Genomic DNA, 19,569 nt, shown 5'->3' with positions numbered 1-19,569 from the left:
CGGCAGCGGTCACGATCGGGCGAGCTGCGAGCCCGACGCCGGTTCGGACACCGTCGCTGCTGGTCGCCGGTCCAGATGGACCCCGGCGATCATGCAGCGGACGGAACCGCCTGCGAGTTCGATCGTCGGGACGTCCAGCGGGAGGATCCGGCAGCTGCGCTCGATGACCGCCAGCTGGTCCGCGCGGAGGCTCTGGACGGCCCGGCTCGAGATCGCCAGGAGCCGCTCCCCCGACGCCGACCGCAACTCGATCGCATTACCCGCGAAATCGCAGACCTGCCCGTAGTCGAGGTCGACGATCGTGCGCCCGTGGGCGGTCAAGCGTTCGACGACCTGATCGCGCCGCGCCGGTGAGGCGATCAGGTCGAGTCCCACGAGCGCGAACTCGGTCGCCACGCCCATCATGACGTTGGTGTGGTAGATCGGGACCCCGTGCGGGTCGACGGCGTCGAAGACGAGCGGTTCGTAGCCGAAGTTGGTGCAGAAGCGCTCGAGCGCGATCGGATCGGCCCGGTGCGAGCGGGCGACGAACGCCACCCGCGCAGCGTGGTCGAGCACCATCGCACCGGTGCCCTCCAGGAACACCTCGTCGAGTTCGAGGCCCGAGTAGTCGATGACGTCCTGCACCCGGTACTCGCGCTTCAACATCTCGACGATGTCCCAGCGACGCTCACGACGACGATTGACCGCGTACATCGGGTAGACGGCGAGGTGCCCGCCGGCGTGCGTCGACAGCCAGTTGTTGGGGAACACGCTGTCGGGTCGGTCGGGGTCGTCGTCGTCGAAGAGGTGCACCCGCACACCCGCGGCGTCGAGCGCATGCGCGACCCGGGTGACCTCGTCGAACGCGGCGTGCGCCACCCCGACGGCCGCAGCCGAGGGGACGCCCTCCGCGACCTGGAACACGTTGTCGGCCGCGGTCAGCGGGTTCGGCGTGAAGCGATGCGGCCTGATGAGGACGACCGCCGACGGCGCCTGCACGGACATGTCGGACTCAGCCGACCGGTGAGAGCGCGCCGACGAGGCCGAACAGGTCCTTCGGGTCGTCGGGGGCTGCGACGAGGTCGATCTCCTCGAAGTACTCGCTGCCGTCGACGGCGTCGTTCAGGAACCGCAGCGCCGTGAAGTCCTCGATCGCGAAGCCGACGGAGTCGAACAGGGTGATCTGCTCCCGCGAAGTGCGGCCGGGGACGGCGCCCGTGAGCACCTGCCAGAACTCGATCACCGGGAAGTCGGGCGCCATCTGCTGGATCTCGCCCTCGATGCGGGTCTGCGGCGGGAACTCGACGAACACGTCAGCGCGGTCGAGAATCGACGCCTCGAGCTCCGTCTTGCCGGGGCAGTCTCCGCCGATGGCGTTGAGGTGCACGCCGGGCTCGACGAGGTCGTCCGTGAGCACCGTCGCGAGGGCCTTGTCGGCCGTGCAGGTCGTGATGATGTCCGCCCCGGCCACGGCGTCGGCGGCGCTCGTCCCGATGACGACCTCGAAGCCGAGCGGCTCCAGGTTGCGCGCGAACTTGTCCATCGCGAGCGGGTCGACGTCCCAGATGCGCACGGTGCTGATGCCCAGCGCGGCCCGCATGCCGAGGGCCTGGAACTCGGCCTGGCTGCCGGCGCCGATGAGCGCGTGGACGGTGGAGTCCGGCCGGGCGAGGTGCTTCGCGACCATGCCGGACGTCGCGGCGGTGCGGAGGGCCGTGAGGAGCGTCATCTCAGCGAGGAAGGTGGGGTAGCCGTTGTGCACGTCCGCGAGGACGCCGAACGCGGTCACTGTCTGGTAGCCACGCGCCGGGTTCGAGGGGTGGCCGTTCACGTACTTGAACGCGTAGGTCTCGTGGTCGCTCGTCGGCATGAGCTCGATGACGCCGAACGGCGTGTGGCTCGCGACGCGAGGGCTCTTGTCGAACGAGGGCCAGCGACGGAAGTCGGCCTCGAGGTAGCCGATCATGCCGGCGATGATGCGCTCGGGGCCTCGGTCGGCGGTCCAGCGGACCATGTTGCGGACATCGACGAAACGCGTCATGACGTTCCCTTCCAGACGGAGTCGGACTCGGAGCCGGCCGGAGCGGAGTGCTCCCGACTGCTTCGAGCCTAGGTTTCGTCGATCTGCACTCTCTACGCCACCTCTGCGCGATTTGTGCACAGGTTATGCACAATGTGAGTAACGTCGTTGTACATTGTGTGCATGGCGGCACTCGACGATCTGGACCGACGGCTGTTGGCCGCGCTCCGAGCCGACGGCCGCGCATCGGTCGCGAGTCTGGCCAGATCGCTCGACGTCGCCAGGGCGACCGTGAACAGCCGCCTGGAGCGACTCGTCTCCTCGGGCACCGTCGTCGGGTTCTCCGTCCGGGTGCGCGACGAACTCGACCCGGGCACCATCCGCGCGATCGCGTTCATCGAGGTGGAGGGCCGCACCACCGATCACGTCATCCGGCAGTTGCGCGGCTTCCCCGAGATCAGCGCGCTCCACACGACCAACGGCGGCTGGGACCTCGTCGCGGAACTCCGCACCGAGACGCTGACCGACTTCGACCGCGTGCTCGGCGGGATCCGCCGCATCGAGGGCGTCGTCAACAGCGAGACGAGCCTCCTGCTGAGTTCCGTCCTGCGCTGACCCTAGAGGCGGGGCGCACCCCCGGTCCCTGAGGTTGTCGAAGGGTGCACGGACCACGCCCTTCGACAAGCTCAGGGACCGATCGGGGTTGCTCAGGGGCCCGGTCGTGGTCAGAGAGGGACCGATTGACGGTTGGCGAACAAGAGGTGCCAGTCGTGAGCGCCTCTGCCGCACCGGCCAGGGTCAGCGGGGCAGACCGGACCGCCCCCAGACGAGGAGGGCAAGGTACGCCGGGAGGGAGAGACCGAAGAACGGCAGGAGCGTCGGGAACAGGTAGCAGAGCAGGGCGAACGTCGCCACGCCGAGGAGGAGCAGCAGGGCCGTGAACGGCCGACGCGCAACGAGGGCGCCGGCCCCGACGAGCCACGCCCGGGCCGAGGCGTCGGGTTGCAGGGCCGCCGACGCGGGGAGCGCGAGCAGCAGCAGCCCGAGGGCGAGCGCCACGGGTACGGTGGCGGCGAGCAGGGCGATCGCGAGCGCCGAGCCCTCGTCGAGCTGGGCGGTCAGGAAGGCGACGTCGACGACGAGCATCGCCACCACGGCGACGGCCCCGACACCGAGTGGGAGCGACCGCCGCCAGCTCGCCGCGAACTCCCGGAAGACGCCGGTGAAGACCGCCTGGTCCTCCCCCGCGAGCCACCGTCGCATCGAACGACCGGCGGCGATGACGGCGGGCACGGCGGTCACGACGCCGAGCGACAGGACGGCTGCGGCCAGACCCGCGGCGGCGAGGTTCATCGGGTGGACGAGCGCGCCCAGCAGCCGACCTTCCCAGCCGCTGCGCTTCACTGCCATGCCGCTCATCCTTCCAGCCTCCGTCCCGCGAAGCCGTTGCCGACCGCGTCCATCCGGGGAAGCCGTGGTCGCGAGCCGTCGAGTCGCACGACCACCTGTTCCACGTCCACGAGTCCAGGCACCGTCACCACGAGCGCCCCGTCGTCCTCGGCCGTCGTCGCGGCGCGCGGCACCGGCGCGCCGAAGGGGACGGGTTGCAGGACGGAGACGAACCGCAAGGAGCTCGAGGGGGACGAGGTCCGGCGCAGGGTGTGCTGCACCCGCTCGATCTCGAGCCCCGGTGTCGACGAGGTCGGGTTCGCCTGGACCGCCGTCGGATGCACGACATCAACCGAATCGACGTCGTCGAGCACCGTCACGAGGAGCCCAGCGCCGCCGGCGGGTGCGAGCCGTCGGCCGTCGTCGAGCAGCGCCGCCGGGTGCGTCGTCTGCAGCAACCAGGTCCACGTCCGCTCGGTGTCCGCCTCCAGGTCGTCGATGAGGACGAGCGCACCGTTCGGTGTCCGGACGAGGTGACGCCGGAGCCTGCGGACCCCGAGTTCCGGCGCGTACAGGGCGCCGATCTCGCTGACCGTGTGCACCCAGCCTCCGGCGAGCGTGACCTCGAGCATCTCGCCGACGCGGTCCTCCGCGAGGCCGGCGTGGACGTCGTAGTGCCCTTCCCGGCCGTACCCGGCCCCGTCGACGAGCACGCCGTTGTGGTGCTCGGTCCGCTTCCGGGAGGAGTACCCCTCGTCGATCGCGAGGTATTCGCCGCCACCGAGGAGGACGAACGCGCCAGCGTCGGGGTGGTGATGACCGGTGTTCAGCGTCGTCCAGCCCCGTTCGCGCCGCAGTCGATGCGACTCCCGCCACGCCCGCCAGCCACCGCCGGGCGACGCCTTGACCGAGACGAGCGTCGCGTCCGCCTCCCACGACGTCCGGCCGGCCACGAGGCCGAGATCGGGGAAGTACCTCGACGTGGGCAGCTCCTCCAGGCCGACCGACTCGACCGTGGGGTCGAACCAGAGCAGCTCCTGATAGGCCTCAGGCAGCACGCCCGGACGCACACCGCTCTGCGACGCCTCGCGCCAGAGGAGGTCGGTCGACACACGATCGGCCAACCACTGGGCCTGCGGGATCCGATACTCGGCGGCCAGCTTCCGATACAGCGCGACCGAGTGTCCACTGCGGTGGTCGTGGCAGTCGCCGTGGTCGACGATGCGTTCGAGGTCCGGAGCGGCCTGGTGGAGGCGGAACCAGAAGGTCTCCCGGAGGTGCTCGCTGCGCGGGAACCAGTCGATCCCCTCGGCGGCGCGCAGCACGTCGAGATAGCTCGCCAGCCACGGCTCGCCGTAGCGCCAGTACACGACGCCCTCGTGGTTCGAGCCGTCGGTCGGCAGGAGGTCGAGGACCTCGTCGAAGTTCGCCTTCGCGCGCTCGGTCCACGCCAACGCGCCGGGATGCTCGTCAGCCAGGACATACCCGGCGGTGGCGAGCCCGGTGAAGCAGATCCAATTGTGGTTCTGCCAGTACGAGGACGACCACCAGTCGCCCTCGGTCTCCACAGCGAAGTCGAACAGGCGGGTCCCCTGCAGGATCAGACGGTCCCGGAGTCGGGTCCGCTCCCCCTCGTCGAGCGCATCGCCCGCCCAGGCGAGGGCCAGCGACAGGCCGTGGAGCAGCCAGCCGGCATCGAGGTCGTGGTCCGGCAGGTGGGCGCGACCCCAGTGCGCGAAGGCCAGTGGCGGCGCGAGCCAGCGCCGCAGCTCCTCGAGGTACTGCGGCTGCCCGGTCAGCCGGTGGGCGAGCGCGAGGTTCGCGGCGGCCGGACCGAAGAAGGTGATCGAGGCCAGCGGGTGCTCCGAGGGGAGCTCGATCCCACGCAGCCGTTCGCACTCGTCGAGCAGGCGACGGAACTCGCGACGCCGCACGCCCGTCAGCTCGGCGCGGAGGCGGTCCTCCCGGCCATCGAGGAGCAGTGCCGGGATCACGGCAGCAGCTCCCGCTCGAGCGTCCGCCCGTCGGAAAGGGCGATGACCAGACGCCCGGCATCGAGCCCGACGGACGCGATCGGCGAGACCTCGCCCTCGGCGAAGACCGACACGAAGGTGACGCGCGGGGCCGTCGCCGTCCAGTCACCGACGGCGAGGGGCACGGTCGGGTCGTCCGACGGCCCTCTGCCAGGGGCGTCGACGAGCACGGAGGCGACGTCCGCGACATGGTGCCCGTGCAGTCGGCGCCCTGACGGGCCGGACCAGCCGGTGCGCCAACCGTCGCCGTCCTGGACGACCTCGAACGGCACGGCTGGCCGGAAGGCGGCGGTGAAGCTGCGGGCGGAGCCGTCCTCGGTCGTCGCGCGGACGACGTCCACGAGGATCCCCCCGATGGACTCGACCCGCCGTTCGAGGAGGACGCCGTCGATCGCCGTGTCGGAGGACGCCTGGACGAGCGTCGTGTCGGTGGCGGGGTCGACCTCCCAGCGCTCCACGCGGGCGGAGCTCTCGAGCTGGTCCGCGTCGTCCGCGCGGACGGTGGGGTGCGCGGACGTCCTCGCGTAGTGGCCGCGCCGCAGCGCACTGCCGTAGGGCGGGACGCCGGGAGCGGGCTGCCACGCGACGCCGTCGCCGTAGAGGTACAGGGCGAGCGTGTCGAGGTGCCCGTGCGAGCCGCCGTGCGGTCCGGCGTCGAGCACCGCCTGCAGGGAGCTCGCCTCGGAGCGCACGACCGCGTACCCGACGTCGGCGAAGAGCACCGAGCCACGGTCGAGGGCGTCGCTCGGGGCAGGGAGCGGTGTTCCGGAGAACCACCCGTCGAGGAGGTCCTCGAGCCCGTCGTGGCGCTCGCCGATCCGCCGCCGGGCCCAGGCCTCGACGGTGTCGAGACCGGTCCGGTCCCAGAGCTGCCCGGCGAGGACGCAGATCTCCAGCACCTCGAGGTGGACGCCGAGTCGGTCGTAGGGGCCGTCGTGCAGCATCGGCAGCCGACCGTCCGGTCCGGCGAAGCCGACGAGCACATCGACCATCCGGCGCAGCCGCCGGACAAGGGCGGGGTCGAGCGCCGCCTGGTCCGCTCCAGCGAAGGTGAGGAGATAGGCGCGGAGCACGAACAGGTGGTAGTAGGTGGACCCCTCCCACTCCCAGCCGTCCTGGCCGAGGGCGACGGCCGAGTGTTCGACGGCCTGCGCGATCCATCGCTCCTGATCGCCGTGCGGGGTGGGCGCGGCCAGGGCGGCGAGCGCGCGGGTGATCAGGGCACCGGCGGCGTCGAGCCAGGCGACGTAATTGCTCGTGAGGTCGTCGCGGTCGTCGACGAGCACCCGGCGGGACTCGACGATGGTGTCGAGGAGCGCGCCGAGCATCGTCGCGACGGGGGCACCCATCGTCTCCCTGGCCGCCGGCTCGTCGGCGAGCACGACGACCGCGTCGGCGATCTGCGTCGCCCAGATCGCCTCCGTCAGCGCCTGCTTGAAGAGCTTGCCCTGGAGCATCCAGCTCTCACTGTCGCGGTTCCACTCGGCCGTGATCTCGGCGCAGTAGTCGGCGAACTCGCGCACGACGGCGAGCGCCTGTGCCTGGTCGGCGGGGTCGCCGTGTCGTCGGAAGCGGCGCGCCGCCGTGCGCGCGAGTCGAGCCGCCGCCTGATGTTCGAGCACCAACCAGGCCGAGGCGTACGGCTCGCCGCGCAGTTCGCAGCCGTAGGTGCAGACGAAGGCGTCGCCGCGCGCTTCGAGCAGCTCGGTGCCGTGGGTGGGGCAGACGAAGTCGTGCCACCACCCGCCTCGCGCCCGGGTGACGGTGGTCATCGGAAGTTGGCCCCTCCGTTGATGTCGACGACCTGACCGGTCACGAAGGACGACAGCTCGGAGGCGAGGAACAGGGCGACCCCGGCGACGTCGTCGACGGTACCGGCGCGTCCGAGCGGGATGCCGGCGACGATCCCCTCCTGCGCCTTGGTGGGGGTGAAGGTGTTGTGGAACGCCGTGTCGCCGATGAACCCGGGGGCGACCGCGTTCACCGTCACGCCGGCGGGTGCGATCTCCTTGGCGAGCGCCCGGGTGAACCCGATGACGCCGGCCTTCGCCGCCGCGTACGGCACCGAGCCCGCTCCGCCGCCGTTCTCGCTGGCGAGGGACGACATGAGGATCACGCGGCCGGCACCGGAGGCGGTGAGCGCGGGGAGTGCGGCGCGGGTGACGGCGAAGCTGCTGGTGAGGTTCACATCGAGCACCTGGTGCCAGTGCTCGTCGGTCATCTCGGCGATCGTGGACCGCCCGACGAGGTGACCGGCGTTGTTGACGAGGATGTCGAGGCCGCCGAGCGCCTCGGTCGCCTGCCGCACCACCGCGTCCGCCTGGGCCGAGTCGGTCAGGTCGCCCTGGATCGCGACGGCCGTCCGACCGGCGGCGGTGAGCTCGTCCACGATCGCGGCGGCACCGTCGGCGCTCGACGCGTAGTGCACGGCGACGTCCGCTCCGCTGGCTCCGAGGGCCCGGGCGATCGCGGCTCCGATGCCGGCGCCTCCGCCGGTGACGAGGGCGCGGCGGCCGGTGAGGTCGATCTGCATGGTGATTCCTTTGCTGGTGTTCGGTCCGCTCGGGGTGAGCGGTGGGCGGGGTCGCCGACTACTTGATGCCGGCGTTCGTGAACCCCTGGATGAAGTACTTCTGGCAGAACAGGAAGAGGAGGACCATCGGGACGGTCGCCATCGTGGTGCCGGCCATCAGGTATTGCCACTGCGTCCCGTCGAGCTGCTGGAACACGGCGAGCCCGACCTGGATCACCCTGAGGTCGTCCCTCGTCGTGACGAGGAGCGGCCAGAGGAAGTTGTTCCAGCTCTCCTGGAAGGTCAGGAGCGCGACCGTCGCGATCGCCGGCTTGATGAGCGGCGTGTAGATCCGGGAGAAGATGCGGAACTCGCTGAGTCCGTCGATCCGCGCGGCCTCCGCGAGCTCCGTCGGGAGGGAGAGGTAGAACTGGCGGAACAGGAAGATCGCGGTCGCGCTCAGGCCTCCGGGGATGATGAGCGCCCACCAGGTGTTGAGCCACCCGGACCCGCCCTGGCCGAGGATGTCGTTCCCACCGAAGAGGGGCATGAACTTCACGAGCAGGAACTGCGGCACGATCTTCGTGTAGGTCGGGATCATGAGCATCGCGACGAAGCCGAGGAAGACGAGTTCGCGACCGCGGAACCGGATGCGGGCCAGCGAGTAGCCGGCCATCGCGGCGAAGATCAGCGTGATGATCGTGTGCGACGCCGAGATGATGAAGCTGTTCCGGAAGTAGGTGGCGAACGGAGCCGCCTGGAGGGCCTCGGGATAGTTGCTCCACTCCCAGACCTTGGGGAGGAACGTCGGCGGGAACTCGGCGAGTTCGGCCGGGGACTTCAACGACGTCGCGATCATCCAGATGAACGGCACCACCATGGTGAGCGCGCCGAGCGTGAGGGCCAGGTTGAGGACGAGCCGTCCGATCCATCGACGGTTCCGGCGACGTCCGGCAGGCTTCGGCACGAAGTCCTCGTGGACCCCGGTGACGAGCGACCTCGTCGTGAGCGGTTCGGCGGTCATCCCTCGTCACCCTTCGTCGCGCGACGGCCGATGACGGTCATCACGAGGAGCATCAGGAACAGCAGCACCGACTGCGCCGACGCCATGCCCATCTCGAAGTTCTGGAACGCGGAGCGGTAGACCTCGTAGGTCATCATCGTCGTGGAGTTGGCGGGTCCGCCGTCGGTCAGGACGTAGATCTGGTCGAACACTTGGAACGCTCCGATGATCGAGATGATGAGCACGAAGAAGGTGGCGGGCTTCAGCATCGGCACGGTGATCGCGAAGAACTTCCGGATCGGGCCCGCACCGTCGACCGCGGCGGCCTCGTACAGCGAGGGGTCGACGTTCTGGAGCGCCGCGATGTAGATGAGCATCTTGATGCCGATGCCCTGCCATGCGCCGACGAGGATGACGGAGGGCAGCGCCCACTCCGGGTCGGCCAGCCAGGCCTGACCCGGAATGCCGACCACCGAGAGGATCCCGTTCAGGAGACCCTGCTGCGGGTTGAAGATCCACAGCCAGACCATCGCGATGGCGACCGTGGCCGTCACCTGCGGCAGGAAGAACGCGGTCCGGAACCAGGTGCGGAGACGCAGGTTCTGGTTGAGCGCGACGGCGATGACCATCGCGATCGCCATCGAGGCGGGCACGGTCCAGAAGGTGTAGACGATCGTGTTCCACGTGGCCTGGCCGAACACCGGGTCCTGGAAGATCTCCACGTAGTTGTCGAGACCGATCCACGCGGGGGCGTCGAAGATGTCGTAGTCGGTGAAGCTCAGGGCGATCGTCGCGAGGACGGGGATCGCCGTCCAGAGGCCGATGTGGAACACGGCCGGAGCGACCATGAGCCAGCCGAACAGACCGCTCTTCCGAGCCGCACGCTTGCTGGCGGCCCGCCGCGGGATGGGTGGCGGTTGTCGGGGGTCGAGCGTCCTGGGGACGTCGGGGGTGCGTGTCGCGGTCATGATCACCGGTCCAACTTCTTCTGGAAGGCCGCGGCGAGGTCGGTGAGTGCCGCCTTCGCCGTCTTCTTGCGGAGGATCGCGTTCTCGATGGCCGGGGCGACGTCGCCGCGGAGCCCGAGCCACTTCGGAGGTCCGCCCTCACGCTTGGCGACCGAGAGGTTCTCCATCGCGAACTGCACGAGGCGGTCGTCCTGCACGTAGTCGCTCTCGAGGAGCTCGGTCAGGGCGGGCACGTTGCCGCGCTGCTGGTTGGCCGCCAGCGCCGGGCCGGGGCTCGCCAGGAACTCGACGAGTTTCTGCGCCGCCTGTTCATGAGCCGAGGTGGCGGAGACCGCCGCCATCGTCCCGCCGACGAACATGCTGGGCGAGTCGCCGGGGATGAGGAACGGTTCGAGGTCGTCCAGCACCTCCGGGTCGGCCGCCTCGGCCTGGGTCCAGACGTTGTTGTGGGCGATCGCCATCGCCGCACGGCCGTTGATGAGCGGGTTGACGGTCGCGTTGGGCGCGGAGAAGCCCGTGTCCTCGACCTTCTGGTCGTGGAAGAGGTCGACGATCCGTTGCAGCGCCTCGACTCCCTGCTCGGAGTCGAACGCAGGCGAGCTGTTGTCCTCGGAGAAGAGCGATCCGCCGTTCGAGAACAGCGCCGTCTCGAACATCTGGCGCGGTTCGATCGTCAACATGTCGAAGCCGGTGCGCGTCAGCTTGCCCTTCGCGTCGCGCTCGGTGAGCGCGTCGGCCATCTCGACGAGTTCATCCCAGGTCCGCGGGGTGTGGTCGTAGCCGGCCTCCCGGAGGAGGTCCATCCTGGCCACGCCGAAGCGGGCGTCGAGCATGATCGGGACGCCGTACACGTCGCCGTTCCAGAGCCCGGCCTCGACGATCTCCGGCGTCATGGTCTCCTCCAGCGACTCGGCGGTGAGGCCTCCGTCGCTCAGGTTGGACAGGACGCCTCGATCGGCGAAGGCCTCGATCCAGCCGACGCCCATCATCATCACGTCCGGCACCAGGCCGGAGACGACGCCGGTGGTCAGCTTCTCGTTGAGGCGGGCGTAGTTGGTGTAGTCGACGGACACCGTCACGTCGGGGTACATCGCCGTGAACTGCGGCAGCAGCTCCTCCTCGAGCAGCTTCTGCCCCGCGGAGCCCTCGAAGATCGGGGTCAGCATGGTGAGGTCGCCGCTGATGGCGTTCGGATCGGCGTCCTGCTCGGCCTCCGGGGTCGAGCACGCGCCGAGCGCCAGGGTGAGCGCGCTCGCGGTGAGCAGTCCGGTGGCGAGACGGGCCGCCCTGGGGAGGCCGGTGGTCCGCCGGTGGCGTGGCCTCATGGTCCGGGTGGTCATGCGTTGGTTCCCTTCACGGGTATCGATTCGGGGCGACGATGCCGCGAGTCCGTGACGTCGTCGTCATCGGTATCCAGGATCGGCGATGATCTTGTGTATCGATTTACCGACCATAACCACCGATCATGGTGACGTCAACCGAGCCAGCAGTGCTCGCCCCTCGCGATCCCAGTGAACGCGCGGAAGAATCGATTTCAGCTTGGCGGCGTGAGTGCTGTATCGATACACTGGAGCAAGGCACCGCTGCCGGAATCCCGGTCGACGCGGAGGCACGAGAGGGGCGGTCATGGCCGACAAGGTGACGATCCAACAGGTCGCCGCAGCAGCGGGCGTCTCGACGAGCACCGTGTCGAACGTCCTCAACAGTCGTTCCGACCGCATGCAGCCCGAGACCCGCGATCGGGTCTTCGCGGCCATCCGAGCGCTCGACTACCGACCCAACCGGGCCGCGCGGCAACTGCGCACCGGCCAGACGAAGACGATCGGCCTCATCGTGCCGTCGGTCAGCAACCCGTTCTGGGGCGCCTTCGCCCGCGAGCTCGAACAGGCGGCACTCGGCCACGGCTACAACGTCCTCCTCGGCAACAGCGAGCGCGACCCCGGACGAGAGCTCGGCTACGTGGAGGAGCTGTGGGACAACGGCGTCCGCGACATCGTCCTCTGCACCTCACTGCCGTCGCTCGAGCACCTGGCGGCCTTCGTCGAGCGGGGCCTCAACCTCATCCTGTTCGACCGTCCCGTCCAGCCAGGCGATCCGCCCCTCGTCGCGAGCATCGGGATCGACAACCACCTCGGCGGCAGCGTCGCCGCATCCCACCTGACCGATCTCGGGCACCGGAGGATCGCGTTCGTCTCCGGGTCGCAGCGTTCGGTGAACCGGACCGTCCGGCACGCGGGGTTCCTCGCCGCGGTGCAGGCGGCGGGTCTCGACGCGTCGGAGTTGCCGGTGTGGGCGGGACTCCCGGCAGGCGCCGACGAGCTCGAGGCCCCCGAGGTCGGCCGACGAGCCGTGCACGAGCTGTTCAGCGCCGGTCCAGCGCCGACAGCGATCATCGCGATCAACGACATGACGGCCCTCGGGGTCTGCAAGGGCATCCGCGATCTGGGGCTCGGCATCGGCACGGACGTCTCCGTCGTCGGCTTCGACGACATCCCCCTCGCCGATCTCGTGTCGCCGTCGCTGACGACCGTCCGTCAGCCCATCGCCCGCATGGCCGCGCTGGCGGTCGAGCAGGTCGTCACGCGCGAACGGACCGACGACCGGGAATCGACCCCCGCCATCCTCCTGCGCCCGGAACTCGTCGTCCGCGACTCGACCGGTGCGGCACCCGCCGAGGTGGCTCGCGGCTGATCAGCCGCCGAAGAGCTTGCCGAAGAACCCCTTGCGCGGCTGCCAGCCGGCCGCGGTGAGGGCGTCGATGACGGGCTGCTTGACCTCGTCGGTGGTGAAGTCGTAGCCCATGAAGTGGCCGGTCGTCGTGCCGTCGCGGTCGGTGGACTGCGCGATCGGGGCAACGCTCCGCCCGAAGGTGAAGGTCTTCTGAGGCCCCGACTGCCAGGTGCGCTTCGTGGAGAGGCCGTCCAGCCCGAGCGTCGTCTTCGAGGAGGAGGACTCCTCGTGGAACTCCCACTCGCCGTCCTCCGGGTGCAACTCCACCCGCAGCTCGTACTCCGCGCTGAACATCCCCGCCCCGAGGAAACCGAGCCACCGCTGGTCGGCGTACCGCCAGTGGGCGACCACACCGTCGGGCGTCGGGTCGTAGATGAAGGGGAGGTCTTCGCTGTTGAGGGCGAGGATCCGGGCCTGAGCATCGCGGAGGTCGAAGGTCATGGGGTGAGTCTAGGCAGACCGACGCGCCCGCGACATGGGGACAGCTCCCCTTCATCCTCCTCCCCTACGCTGACCGGGTGAGCGAAACCATCCTGGCCCGGAGCCTCCTGACCGTCATGAGTTACAACATCCGCACCGCCGTCGCCCAACCCGGTCACGAATGGGTGGACCGGGCTCCGCTCGTCTCGCAGGTCATCGCCCGCACCGGGCCCGACCTCCTCGGCCTGCAGGAGGTCCGCGGGAACCAACTCAGCGACCTCCTCCCAGACCTCACCGAGTACGACTGGTTCGGGCAGGGTCGCGACGGCGGCACCGCCGGCGAGTACGGTCCGGTGTTCTTCCGTCGCTCACGGTTCGAGCGGCTCGACGCCGGCGACTTCTGGCTCTCCGACACCCCCGACGAACCCGGCTCGAACACCTGGCCGTCGCTCCACGCCCGGTTCGTCACCTGGGTGCGGCTCCGGGAGCGACAGACCGGGGACGAGCTGGTCTTCGCCAACACGCACCTCGACCACGAGGCCACACCCCACGGCGACGACGTCCGGACGAAGAGCGCCGAACTCATCGCGGACCGGTTCTCCGAGGTGGACACGCCGATCCTGCTCACGGGCGATTTCAACACCCCGCGCGGATCCGCAGCGCACGTCGCGTTCGAGCGAGCCGGGTTCGTCGACCTGTCGCCGGCGGCCGAGGGCACGGACGTCGGCACCTTCCACGGGTACGGCCCGCAACGTCCCGGGAACGCGCGCATCGACTGGGTGCTCGGCCGTTCGGGCGGACCCGGCCCCCACGCCGACTTGGAGCCGATCGACACCCTCGTCGACGATCAGCCGCCGACCTCCGAGGCGAGCGACCACTTCCCGGTGGTCATCCGAGCGCAGCTCACGCGCGACGCTCAGCTCCCCGAGCTGGCGTCGGCGTCGAACCCGGGCGGCGCCGTCGGGCACGATGGAGCATGAGTCGTCTCGCGACCGAGCCGAACCACGAGGAGGATCCATGTCCGTCGTCACGCTGATCCGAGCCGAACAGCTCTCCGATGCGGCCGAATACGCCTACGCCTCGTCCGTCCCGGCGAGCGCGAAGCTGCTGTTCCTGGCCGGGTCGTGCCCGCTGAACCTCGACGGCTCGACCGCAGCCGTGGGTGACGTCGCCGGGCAGGCGGCGAAGTGCGTCGAGAACCTCGTCATCGCCCTCGAGGCCGCCGGGGCGACCCTCGCCGACGTGGCGAGCACCAGGGTCCTCGTCGCCTCGACCAAGCAGTCCGACCTCGTGACGGCCTGGGAGGTCGTGCGCGCCGCCTTCGGCGATCACGACGTGCCGTCGACGCTGCTCGGTGTCACCGTCCTCGGCTACGACGACCAGCTCGTCGAGATCGAGGCGACCGCCGCGATCGCCTGACCGGTTCGGCGCCGACGCTCGTCGTCAGTGCGCCGATGCCGACGGCGCGAGCCGGAGGAGCACCAGCCCGACGATCGACGGGACGAGGGGCAGCGCCGCACCGAACACCGGGTCGACGCCCGTGAGGAGCGAGCCGCAGAGGGCACCCGCCACGAGTAGCACGATCGCACCGATGCGGATGAGGTGGTGGTCGTGGATGCCGTCGGCGAGGCTCTGCATGAGGCTGGTGAGGGTGCCGGTCACGAACGTGGTCGTCACGCCCGAGCGTTCGATGCGACGCGCGACGGCCGTCTGCCCGGCCATGGCGAGGGTGGAGAGCGCGATGAGGACGCAGACCACGGGCATGGTGCGGTGGTCGGAGGACACGATCCACCCGAGGAGGACGCACGACTGTGCGACCACCGCACCGCCGAGGACGAGGACCAGCCGGCGCTGCGGCGCCTCCGGCGTCGGTCGATCGGTGGTGGCGACGGGCCTCGTGAACCGGAAGGCCAGGAACGTCCCGACGGAGAACAGCAGCACCGCGACCGACGCCCCGAGGAGGACCTCGGCGAAGTCCGGGCGGCTCGTGAGGCCGGCCAGCACGAAGTTGCCGGTCATGTTGGCGGTGAAGACGCCGCCGAGCTGGAGGAACGCGAAAGCGTCGGTCGCCCCGGCCGCGAACGAGAGCACGAGCGCCATCGCCGCGATCATGCCGGCCCGCGTCCGACGTCGGGCGGCCTGCAGGGTCTGATCGGTGCCGTCGGTCTCGCTCACGTGCACATCGTCCCACGCCCGCTCACCCCGGTGCGGGTGGGCGACGCGTCAGGCGAAGAGGTCGGCGAGGACCTCGAGCTGCCGCTGCTCCTGCACCGGTCCCCCACCCTCGTGCCCGTTGTACGGGTACACGGCGATGTCCTTCTGCGCACCCGCGTAGTGGTTGAACGCCGCGTACACGGTCGAGGGTGGGCACACGGCATCGCACAGCGCGACCGAGAAGAGCGTCGGTGCCGTGGCCCTGGCCGCGAAGTTCGTCGCATCGAAGTAGGAGAGGGTGCGGAACACCTGCTCCTCCTGGCCGCGACGGCTGATGAGGAACGTCTTCAGCTCCGCGAACGGGCTCGCATCGGTGATCTGGAGGGCTCGACGGTAGTGCGACAGGAACGGGACGTCGACGAGTGCGCCGGCGAGACCCTCGCTGAGCCCGGCAGCGGCGAGCGCGATGCCGCCGCCCTGGCTGACCCCGGCGACGACGACACGAGCCGGATCGACCTCGGGGAAGCTGCGGACCACGTCGACGGCGAGCGCGGCGTCCGTGAACACCCGGCGGTAGTAGTACGTCTCCCGGCTGTCGAGCCCGGCGCTCATCTTGCCGGCGACCTGGGGTCCACTGCCGACGGGGTCCGCGGTCGCGCCGGGCAGGTTCGCGCTGCCCTGACCGCGGGTGTCCATCACGAACACCGCGTACCCGGCGGAGGGGAGCATCGTCCACTGGTGGGCGAACCCGCGGCCGCCGCTGTAGCCGATGTAGTGCACGACGCAGGGCAGCGGGCCGGTCGCGCCCGCAGGACGGATGAACCAGCCCTTGATCGGGTCGCCGCCGAAGCCGGAGAAGGTGACGTCCTCGACGATGAGACCGGTCAGCTCAGGGTTGGAGCGCTCACGCTCCGTCGGCTGGGCGAGCGCATGCGCTTCGGCGATCGTGTCGGCCCAGAACGCGTCGAAGTCGGCGGCCTCCTCGCGGTCGGGCAGGTACTGCTGGAGCTGGGCGATGGGCAGGTCGAATTGCGCCACGGGTCACCTTCGGTTCGTGAGATCGGATACGGGAGGACGGGTCAGGAGGACGGGATCGCGGAGATGAGTCCGAGTCCCACACTGATGCGGTCGGCCACCTCGATGAGGTCCTCGGTGAGCACGTCGAGGTCGCGTTCGCGCATGAGGCTCAGGCGGCCGGAGATGGAGATCGCCGCGACCACTCTGGCGTTCGCGTCGCGGATGGGCGCCGCGATGCCGAGACGCCCCAGCGCGAGCTCCTGGTCCTCGGTGCAGACGCCGCGTTCCCGAGCCGCCGCGAGCTCGGCGACGAGCGCCGCGTGCTCGGTGATCGTGTTGGCCGTGTAGCGGGCGAGCGGTTCCGCACCGAGCAGCGCGCGGAGGCCGTCCGCATCGAGGTCGAGCAGCAGGCACTTGCCGAGGGCCGACGCGTGCAGCGGCTGCCGGAGCCCGATCATGGAGTGCGACTTGGGGGCGAGCGCGCCCTCGAAGTGACAGAGGTAGATGAGGCTGGAGCCGTCGAGGACCCCGACGTTCACACTGAGGCCGATGCGCTGCGCGAGTTCCTGCGCCGGCGCCCGGGACTCCCGGTGGACCGGGTTCTGGTTGAGCCCCTCGCTCGCCAGCGCAAGGATCGTCGCGCCGATCGCGTACGACGGGCTGTCGGCCGACTTGGACACGTAGCCGAGCTCCTCGAGGGTGCCGAGGAGCCGGGCGGTCGTCGAGGTGCCCAGACCGGTCGCGCGCGCGATGTCCGAGGCCCGCAACGGCCCGGTCGTCGAGGCGCCCAGCACGGCGAGCACCGATGCCGCACGACCGATGCCCTGCTGGATCTCGCCTGCCACGGGTCCTCCACGGTGTCGCTGTCGGTTCGGGTGTCCGGCCTCGGAAGGCCGTGTTCAGCGTAGCGGTCGGGCTCGGCGCGGCCGGGTGGTGCGCCCGCTCGGCTGCTCGAACACCTTCACACTCGCGACGCTGACGTACGGCGAGCCGTTCGTGGCCGTCACGACGAGTCGGAGCGCATCGATCCGCACGGGTTCGACGTCGTGGATCCGGTGCCGGTGCCGGTTCCCCTCGACCTCGGCCAAGACCGTCCACGTGCCCTCGGCCGCGCCCGCAGGCCGCGCTTCGAGCCGATACGCGGCGACGAGCTCCGGCACCGCCTCGAAGTCGGTGCGGTGGTGGTGCAGGTTGATGAGGTCCGCGTCGACGTCGTCGTTGAAGACGATCCGGACGGAGGCGACGTCGACGGGCCCGTCCCACCGGAGGCTGAGCACCTCAGGTTCGGCGACCAGGTCGCGGCCCTCGTCGAGCCGCTCCGAGGACCACAAATGTGGGCCGCCGTACGGGCGCTGATAGCCGTCGAGCACGCGCTCGGGACGGTACGCCGTGGTGCCCCCGCCCACCGTCAGCGCGACGCTCCGGCCCCGGAGCTTCCGGGCGTTCCAGTCGAGGATCGCCTGGTCCTGCTCCTCGGGGATGTGGTCGTCGAACACCTCGTCCGAGGCGTGCCTGGCCGTGAGGACGAGGAGCCCGTAGGGGTGGCCGTCGGTGAGGAGCAGGCTCACATCGGGGTTCGCGCGGACGACGACCACGGCGTTCTGCTCCACGTCGGGCGTCCACCCGAACCGGACGGTCGCCGGGACACCGGTCCCCGCGGCGACCTCCACCGAGCCGTCGAGGAGGTGCTCGACCGGGACGGCGTTCTGGCGCTTGCCCGCGCTCCACAGTTCGACGTGGAGGGTCGTGTCGCGCGCGGCGTCGACCAGCAGGGTGATCTGATCGAGCGTCGGAGCGACGGGTACGAGGATCGCGACGTCGCGGTCGAGGGCGAACCGTTCACCGTCGCCGAGGTGCTCCAGGGTCGAGATCCCGGCGAGCGCGCTGGAGGCGGAGACGGTCGCGCGCGGAGCCAGGTCGTCGGGGTCGTCGACGGTGACGCCGATCACCGGGGCGTCCTCGCGGAGGAGGGTGCGCTGCAGGAGCGGCAACGCATCACCGGCGAGCCCACGCGGGGTCAGTCCGTCGCGGGCGATGAGCGCCGCCGCCGTCCCCACCGCCTGGCCCTGGGTCGCGCAGGTCGCCATGACCCGCGTGGACCCGAACGCGACGTGCGACGCGGAGATGTTGCGACCGGCGAAGAGCAGGTTGCCGACGTCCCGTGAGTAGAGGCTGCGGAACGGGATGCCGTAGGTGCCGTTGCTGAAGCGCTGCTGCGCGCCGGCGGTCTCGGCGTAGACGCCCTCCACCGGGTGCAGGTCGATCGACCATCCGCCGAAGGCGACGGTGTCCTCGAAGTCGACCTGGTCGAGCAGGTCGTTCTGCGTGAGGGTGTGGTCGCCCAGCAGCCGGCGGTACTCGCGCTTGCCCGGGATCGACCCGACCCACTCGAGCGTGAGGGTGTCCGCGTCGAATTCACCGGAGTTCTTGATGTAGTCCCAGATCCCGAAGACGACGCTCCACAGCTCGTCGCGGATCTGCTCGTTCTCGGCGACGGTGTCGAGTTCGCCACCCCACTCGATCCACCAGTAGTTGCAACCGTTGTCGCCGGTGCGGATGATCCGGTTGGTGAGGATCGGGGTGTCGCGGATGTCGCGGGCGATGTCGGGCGCGACGAAGCGCTCGGGTCGTCCCGTGTCCTTCGTGTAGAAGAAGATCGAGCTGCCGAGGAGCTCGTCGTCCGCCACCTCGGGCGCCCAGGGTTCACCGTGTTCGGCGCGGCCCTCCCGGCCGATCCGCGAGGTCGCGCCGGCGAGGTGGCCGACGAGTCCGTCTCCGGTGCAGTCGATGAAGACCGGTGCGACGAACTCGGTCTCGATCTCGCTCCCCATCGTCCAGCCGGTGACGGACGCGATCCGCGGTCCCTCCGACGACTCCTCCCCCGTCGGCTCCGCCATCGTGACGATGCGGACGTCCGTGTTGAGGTGCAACTGCACGTTCGGCTCGGCGCGCACGAGGTCGAGGACCGTCTGATCCCAGTAGAACGGGTTGCCCTCGGGGTTGCGGTACTGGTTCTCCAGGAAGAGCTCGCCCATGATCCCGGTCTCGCGGGCGAACCGCTGGTGGCCGTGCGCGGTCGCTCCCACGACCCACACGCGCACCTCGCTGGAGGAGTTGCCCCCGAGGACCGGACGGTTGGTGACGAGCGAGACCCGGGAACCGAGACGGGCGGCAGCGACGGCGGCGGAGACCCCCGCAAGACCTCCGCCAATGACGACGACGTCGGCGGACTGGGTGCGGTGCTGCATGGACGACACTCCTTCGTGATGCGTGATCCTGGAAGCCGTCAGATCGGTGTCGACCTGCGGCTTGCTCCACGCTACCATTCAGCGGTACGAGTT

Annotated in this window: 18 protein-coding genes; 4 read left to right on the top strand and 14 right to left on the bottom strand. The window is 70.1% G+C overall.

Annotated features, from left to right (window positions below):
• Positions 1-9: 9 nt before the first annotated feature.
• Together ctlX and ocd are read right to left on the bottom strand one after the other, a co-directional pair.
• Positions 10-987, bottom strand: coding sequence for a citrulline utilization hydrolase CtlX (gene ctlX / locus QRN26_RS03645; protein WP_285035296.1), 978 nt, complete (start codon positions 985-987; stop codon positions 10-12).
• A gap of 7 nt (positions 988-994) precedes the next feature.
• On the bottom strand, positions 995-2,023 hold the full coding sequence (gene ocd, locus QRN26_RS03640; RefSeq protein WP_285035295.1) for an ornithine cyclodeaminase: 1,029 nt from the start codon (positions 2,021-2,023) through the stop codon (positions 995-997).
• A 162-nt stretch (positions 2,024-2,185) separates the two neighbouring features.
• On the opposite strand from ocd, the gene QRN26_RS03635 reads away from it, so the two are divergent.
• On the top strand, positions 2,186-2,617 hold the full coding sequence (locus tag QRN26_RS03635) for an Lrp/AsnC family transcriptional regulator (RefSeq protein WP_056010076.1): 432 nt from the start codon (positions 2,186-2,188) through the stop codon (positions 2,615-2,617).
• Between the two features lie 183 nt (positions 2,618-2,800).
• On the opposite strand, the gene QRN26_RS03630 is transcribed toward QRN26_RS03635, so the two are convergent.
• From QRN26_RS03630 to QRN26_RS03600, 7 genes are read right to left on the bottom strand one after another with little or no spacing between them, the layout of a single operon-like run.
• Positions 2,801-3,412, bottom strand: a complete 612-nt coding sequence (locus QRN26_RS03630) for a DUF624 domain-containing protein (RefSeq protein WP_285035294.1) — start codon at positions 3,410-3,412, stop codon at positions 2,801-2,803.
• A 5-nt stretch (positions 3,413-3,417) separates the two neighbouring features.
• Positions 3,418-5,385, bottom strand: a complete 1,968-nt coding sequence (locus QRN26_RS03625; protein ID WP_285035293.1) for a DUF4962 domain-containing protein — start codon at positions 5,383-5,385, stop codon at positions 3,418-3,420.
• Complete coding sequence (locus QRN26_RS03620) at positions 5,382-7,196, bottom strand: heparinase II/III domain-containing protein (RefSeq protein ID WP_285035292.1); 1,815 nt, start codon at positions 7,194-7,196, stop codon at positions 5,382-5,384. The genes QRN26_RS03625 and QRN26_RS03620 overlap by 4 nt, the downstream gene beginning before the upstream one ends.
• Complete coding sequence (gene fabG, locus QRN26_RS03615; protein ID WP_056010087.1) at positions 7,193-7,957, bottom strand: 3-oxoacyl-ACP reductase FabG; 765 nt, start codon at positions 7,955-7,957, stop codon at positions 7,193-7,195. Before fabG ends, QRN26_RS03620 begins: the two co-directional genes overlap by 4 nt.
• Before the next feature lie 58 nt (positions 7,958-8,015).
• Positions 8,016-8,960 (bottom strand): carbohydrate ABC transporter permease, encoded by a 945-nt coding sequence (locus QRN26_RS03610; protein WP_082455997.1) that lies wholly within the window; start codon positions 8,958-8,960, stop codon positions 8,016-8,018.
• Positions 8,957-9,907, bottom strand: coding sequence for a carbohydrate ABC transporter permease (locus QRN26_RS03605; RefSeq protein WP_079706135.1), 951 nt, complete (start codon positions 9,905-9,907; stop codon positions 8,957-8,959). Before QRN26_RS03605 ends, QRN26_RS03610 begins: the two co-directional genes overlap by 4 nt.
• 2 nt (positions 9,908-9,909) lie before the next feature.
• Entirely contained in the window at positions 9,910-11,247 is a 1,338-nt protein-coding gene (locus QRN26_RS03600; protein ID WP_285035291.1) for an extracellular solute-binding protein, read from the bottom strand.
• A 286-nt stretch (positions 11,248-11,533) separates the two neighbouring features.
• Here QRN26_RS03600 and QRN26_RS03595 point away from each other — a divergent pair, with 286 nt between their 5' ends.
• Positions 11,534-12,598 (top strand): LacI family DNA-binding transcriptional regulator, encoded by a 1,065-nt coding sequence (locus QRN26_RS03595; protein WP_056010090.1) that lies wholly within the window; start codon positions 11,534-11,536, stop codon positions 12,596-12,598.
• Here QRN26_RS03595 and QRN26_RS03590 read toward each other — a convergent pair whose 3' ends face one another.
• Positions 12,599-13,078: a hypothetical protein gene (locus tag QRN26_RS03590; RefSeq protein WP_056010092.1), complete on the bottom strand. Its 480-nt coding sequence runs from the start codon at positions 13,076-13,078 to the stop codon at positions 12,599-12,601.
• 77 nt (positions 13,079-13,155) lie between these two features.
• Here QRN26_RS03590 and QRN26_RS03585 point away from each other — a divergent pair, with 77 nt between their 5' ends.
• Entirely contained in the window at positions 13,156-14,037 is an 882-nt protein-coding gene (locus QRN26_RS03585) for an endonuclease/exonuclease/phosphatase family protein (protein WP_056010094.1), read from the top strand.
• Between the two features lie 37 nt (positions 14,038-14,074).
• Entirely contained in the window at positions 14,075-14,476 is a 402-nt protein-coding gene (locus tag QRN26_RS03580; RefSeq protein WP_056010096.1) for a RidA family protein, read from the top strand.
• 24 nt (positions 14,477-14,500) lie between these two features.
• Here QRN26_RS03580 and QRN26_RS03575 read toward each other — a convergent pair whose 3' ends face one another.
• Genes QRN26_RS03575 through QRN26_RS03560 form a run of 4 tightly spaced genes read right to left on the bottom strand, consistent with a single transcriptional unit; the run spans position 14,501 to position 19,554 of the window.
• Positions 14,501-15,232 (bottom strand): YoaK family protein, encoded by a 732-nt coding sequence (locus QRN26_RS03575; protein WP_056010099.1) that lies wholly within the window; start codon positions 15,230-15,232, stop codon positions 14,501-14,503.
• 48 nt (positions 15,233-15,280) lie between these two features.
• The gene (locus QRN26_RS03570) at positions 15,281-16,249 is read right to left on the bottom strand and encodes an acetylxylan esterase (protein WP_285035288.1); all 969 of its coding nucleotides are present in this window, start codon (positions 16,247-16,249) and stop codon (positions 15,281-15,283) included.
• Between the two features lie 41 nt (positions 16,250-16,290).
• Positions 16,291-17,073, bottom strand: a complete 783-nt coding sequence (locus QRN26_RS03565; protein WP_056010105.1) for an IclR family transcriptional regulator — start codon at positions 17,071-17,073, stop codon at positions 16,291-16,293.
• A 54-nt stretch (positions 17,074-17,127) separates the two neighbouring features.
• Positions 17,128-19,554 carry an FAD-dependent oxidoreductase gene (locus QRN26_RS03560; RefSeq protein ID WP_350223905.1) on the bottom strand — a complete coding sequence of 809 codons (2,427 nt, stop codon included), beginning with the start codon at positions 19,552-19,554 and terminating at the stop codon, positions 17,128-17,130.
• Between the last annotated feature and the right edge of the window lie 15 nt (positions 19,555-19,569).

This window comes from Plantibacter sp. ME-Dv--P-095 (assembly GCF_030209365.1).
In the GTDB taxonomy this organism is placed as follows: Bacteria; Actinomycetota; Actinomycetes; order Actinomycetales; family Microbacteriaceae; genus Plantibacter.
The sequence above is the reverse complement of the archived record's forward strand: the minus strand, read 5'-3'. Positions and strand labels throughout refer to the sequence as shown.

Excerpts from the sequence above, each read along its gene's own strand:
- ctlX (WP_285035296.1), bottom strand. The coding sequence starts at position 987 with ATGTCCGTGCAGGCGCCGTCGGCGGTCGTCCTCATCAGGCCGCATCGC.
- ocd (WP_285035295.1), bottom strand. The coding sequence starts at position 2,023 with ATGACGCGTTTCGTCGATGTCCGCAACATGGTCCGCTGGACCGCCGAC.
- QRN26_RS03635 (WP_056010076.1), top strand. The coding sequence starts at position 2,186 with ATGGCGGCACTCGACGATCTGGACCGACGGCTGTTGGCCGCGCTCCGA.
- QRN26_RS03630 (WP_285035294.1), bottom strand. The coding sequence starts at position 3,412 with ATGGCAGTGAAGCGCAGCGGCTGGGAAGGTCGGCTGCTGGGCGCGCTC.
- QRN26_RS03620 (WP_285035292.1), bottom strand. The coding sequence starts at position 7,196 with ATGACCACCGTCACCCGGGCGCGAGGCGGGTGGTGGCACGACTTCGTC.
- fabG (WP_056010087.1), bottom strand. The coding sequence starts at position 7,957 with ATGCAGATCGACCTCACCGGCCGCCGCGCCCTCGTCACCGGCGGAGGC.
- QRN26_RS03610 (WP_082455997.1), bottom strand. The coding sequence starts at position 8,960 with ATGACCGCCGAACCGCTCACGACGAGGTCGCTCGTCACCGGGGTCCAC.
- QRN26_RS03605 (WP_079706135.1), bottom strand. The coding sequence starts at position 9,907 with ATGACCGCGACACGCACCCCCGACGTCCCCAGGACGCTCGACCCCCGA.
- QRN26_RS03600 (WP_285035291.1), bottom strand. The coding sequence starts at position 11,247 with ATGACCACCCGGACCATGAGGCCACGCCACCGGCGGACCACCGGCCTC.
- QRN26_RS03595 (WP_056010090.1), top strand. The coding sequence starts at position 11,534 with ATGGCCGACAAGGTGACGATCCAACAGGTCGCCGCAGCAGCGGGCGTC.
- QRN26_RS03590 (WP_056010092.1), bottom strand. The coding sequence starts at position 13,078 with ATGACCTTCGACCTCCGCGATGCTCAGGCCCGGATCCTCGCCCTCAAC.
- QRN26_RS03580 (WP_056010096.1), top strand. The coding sequence starts at position 14,075 with ATGTCCGTCGTCACGCTGATCCGAGCCGAACAGCTCTCCGATGCGGCC.
- QRN26_RS03560 (WP_350223905.1), bottom strand. The coding sequence starts at position 19,554 with ATGGTAGCGTGGAGCAAGCCGCAGGTCGACACCGATCTGACGGCTTCC.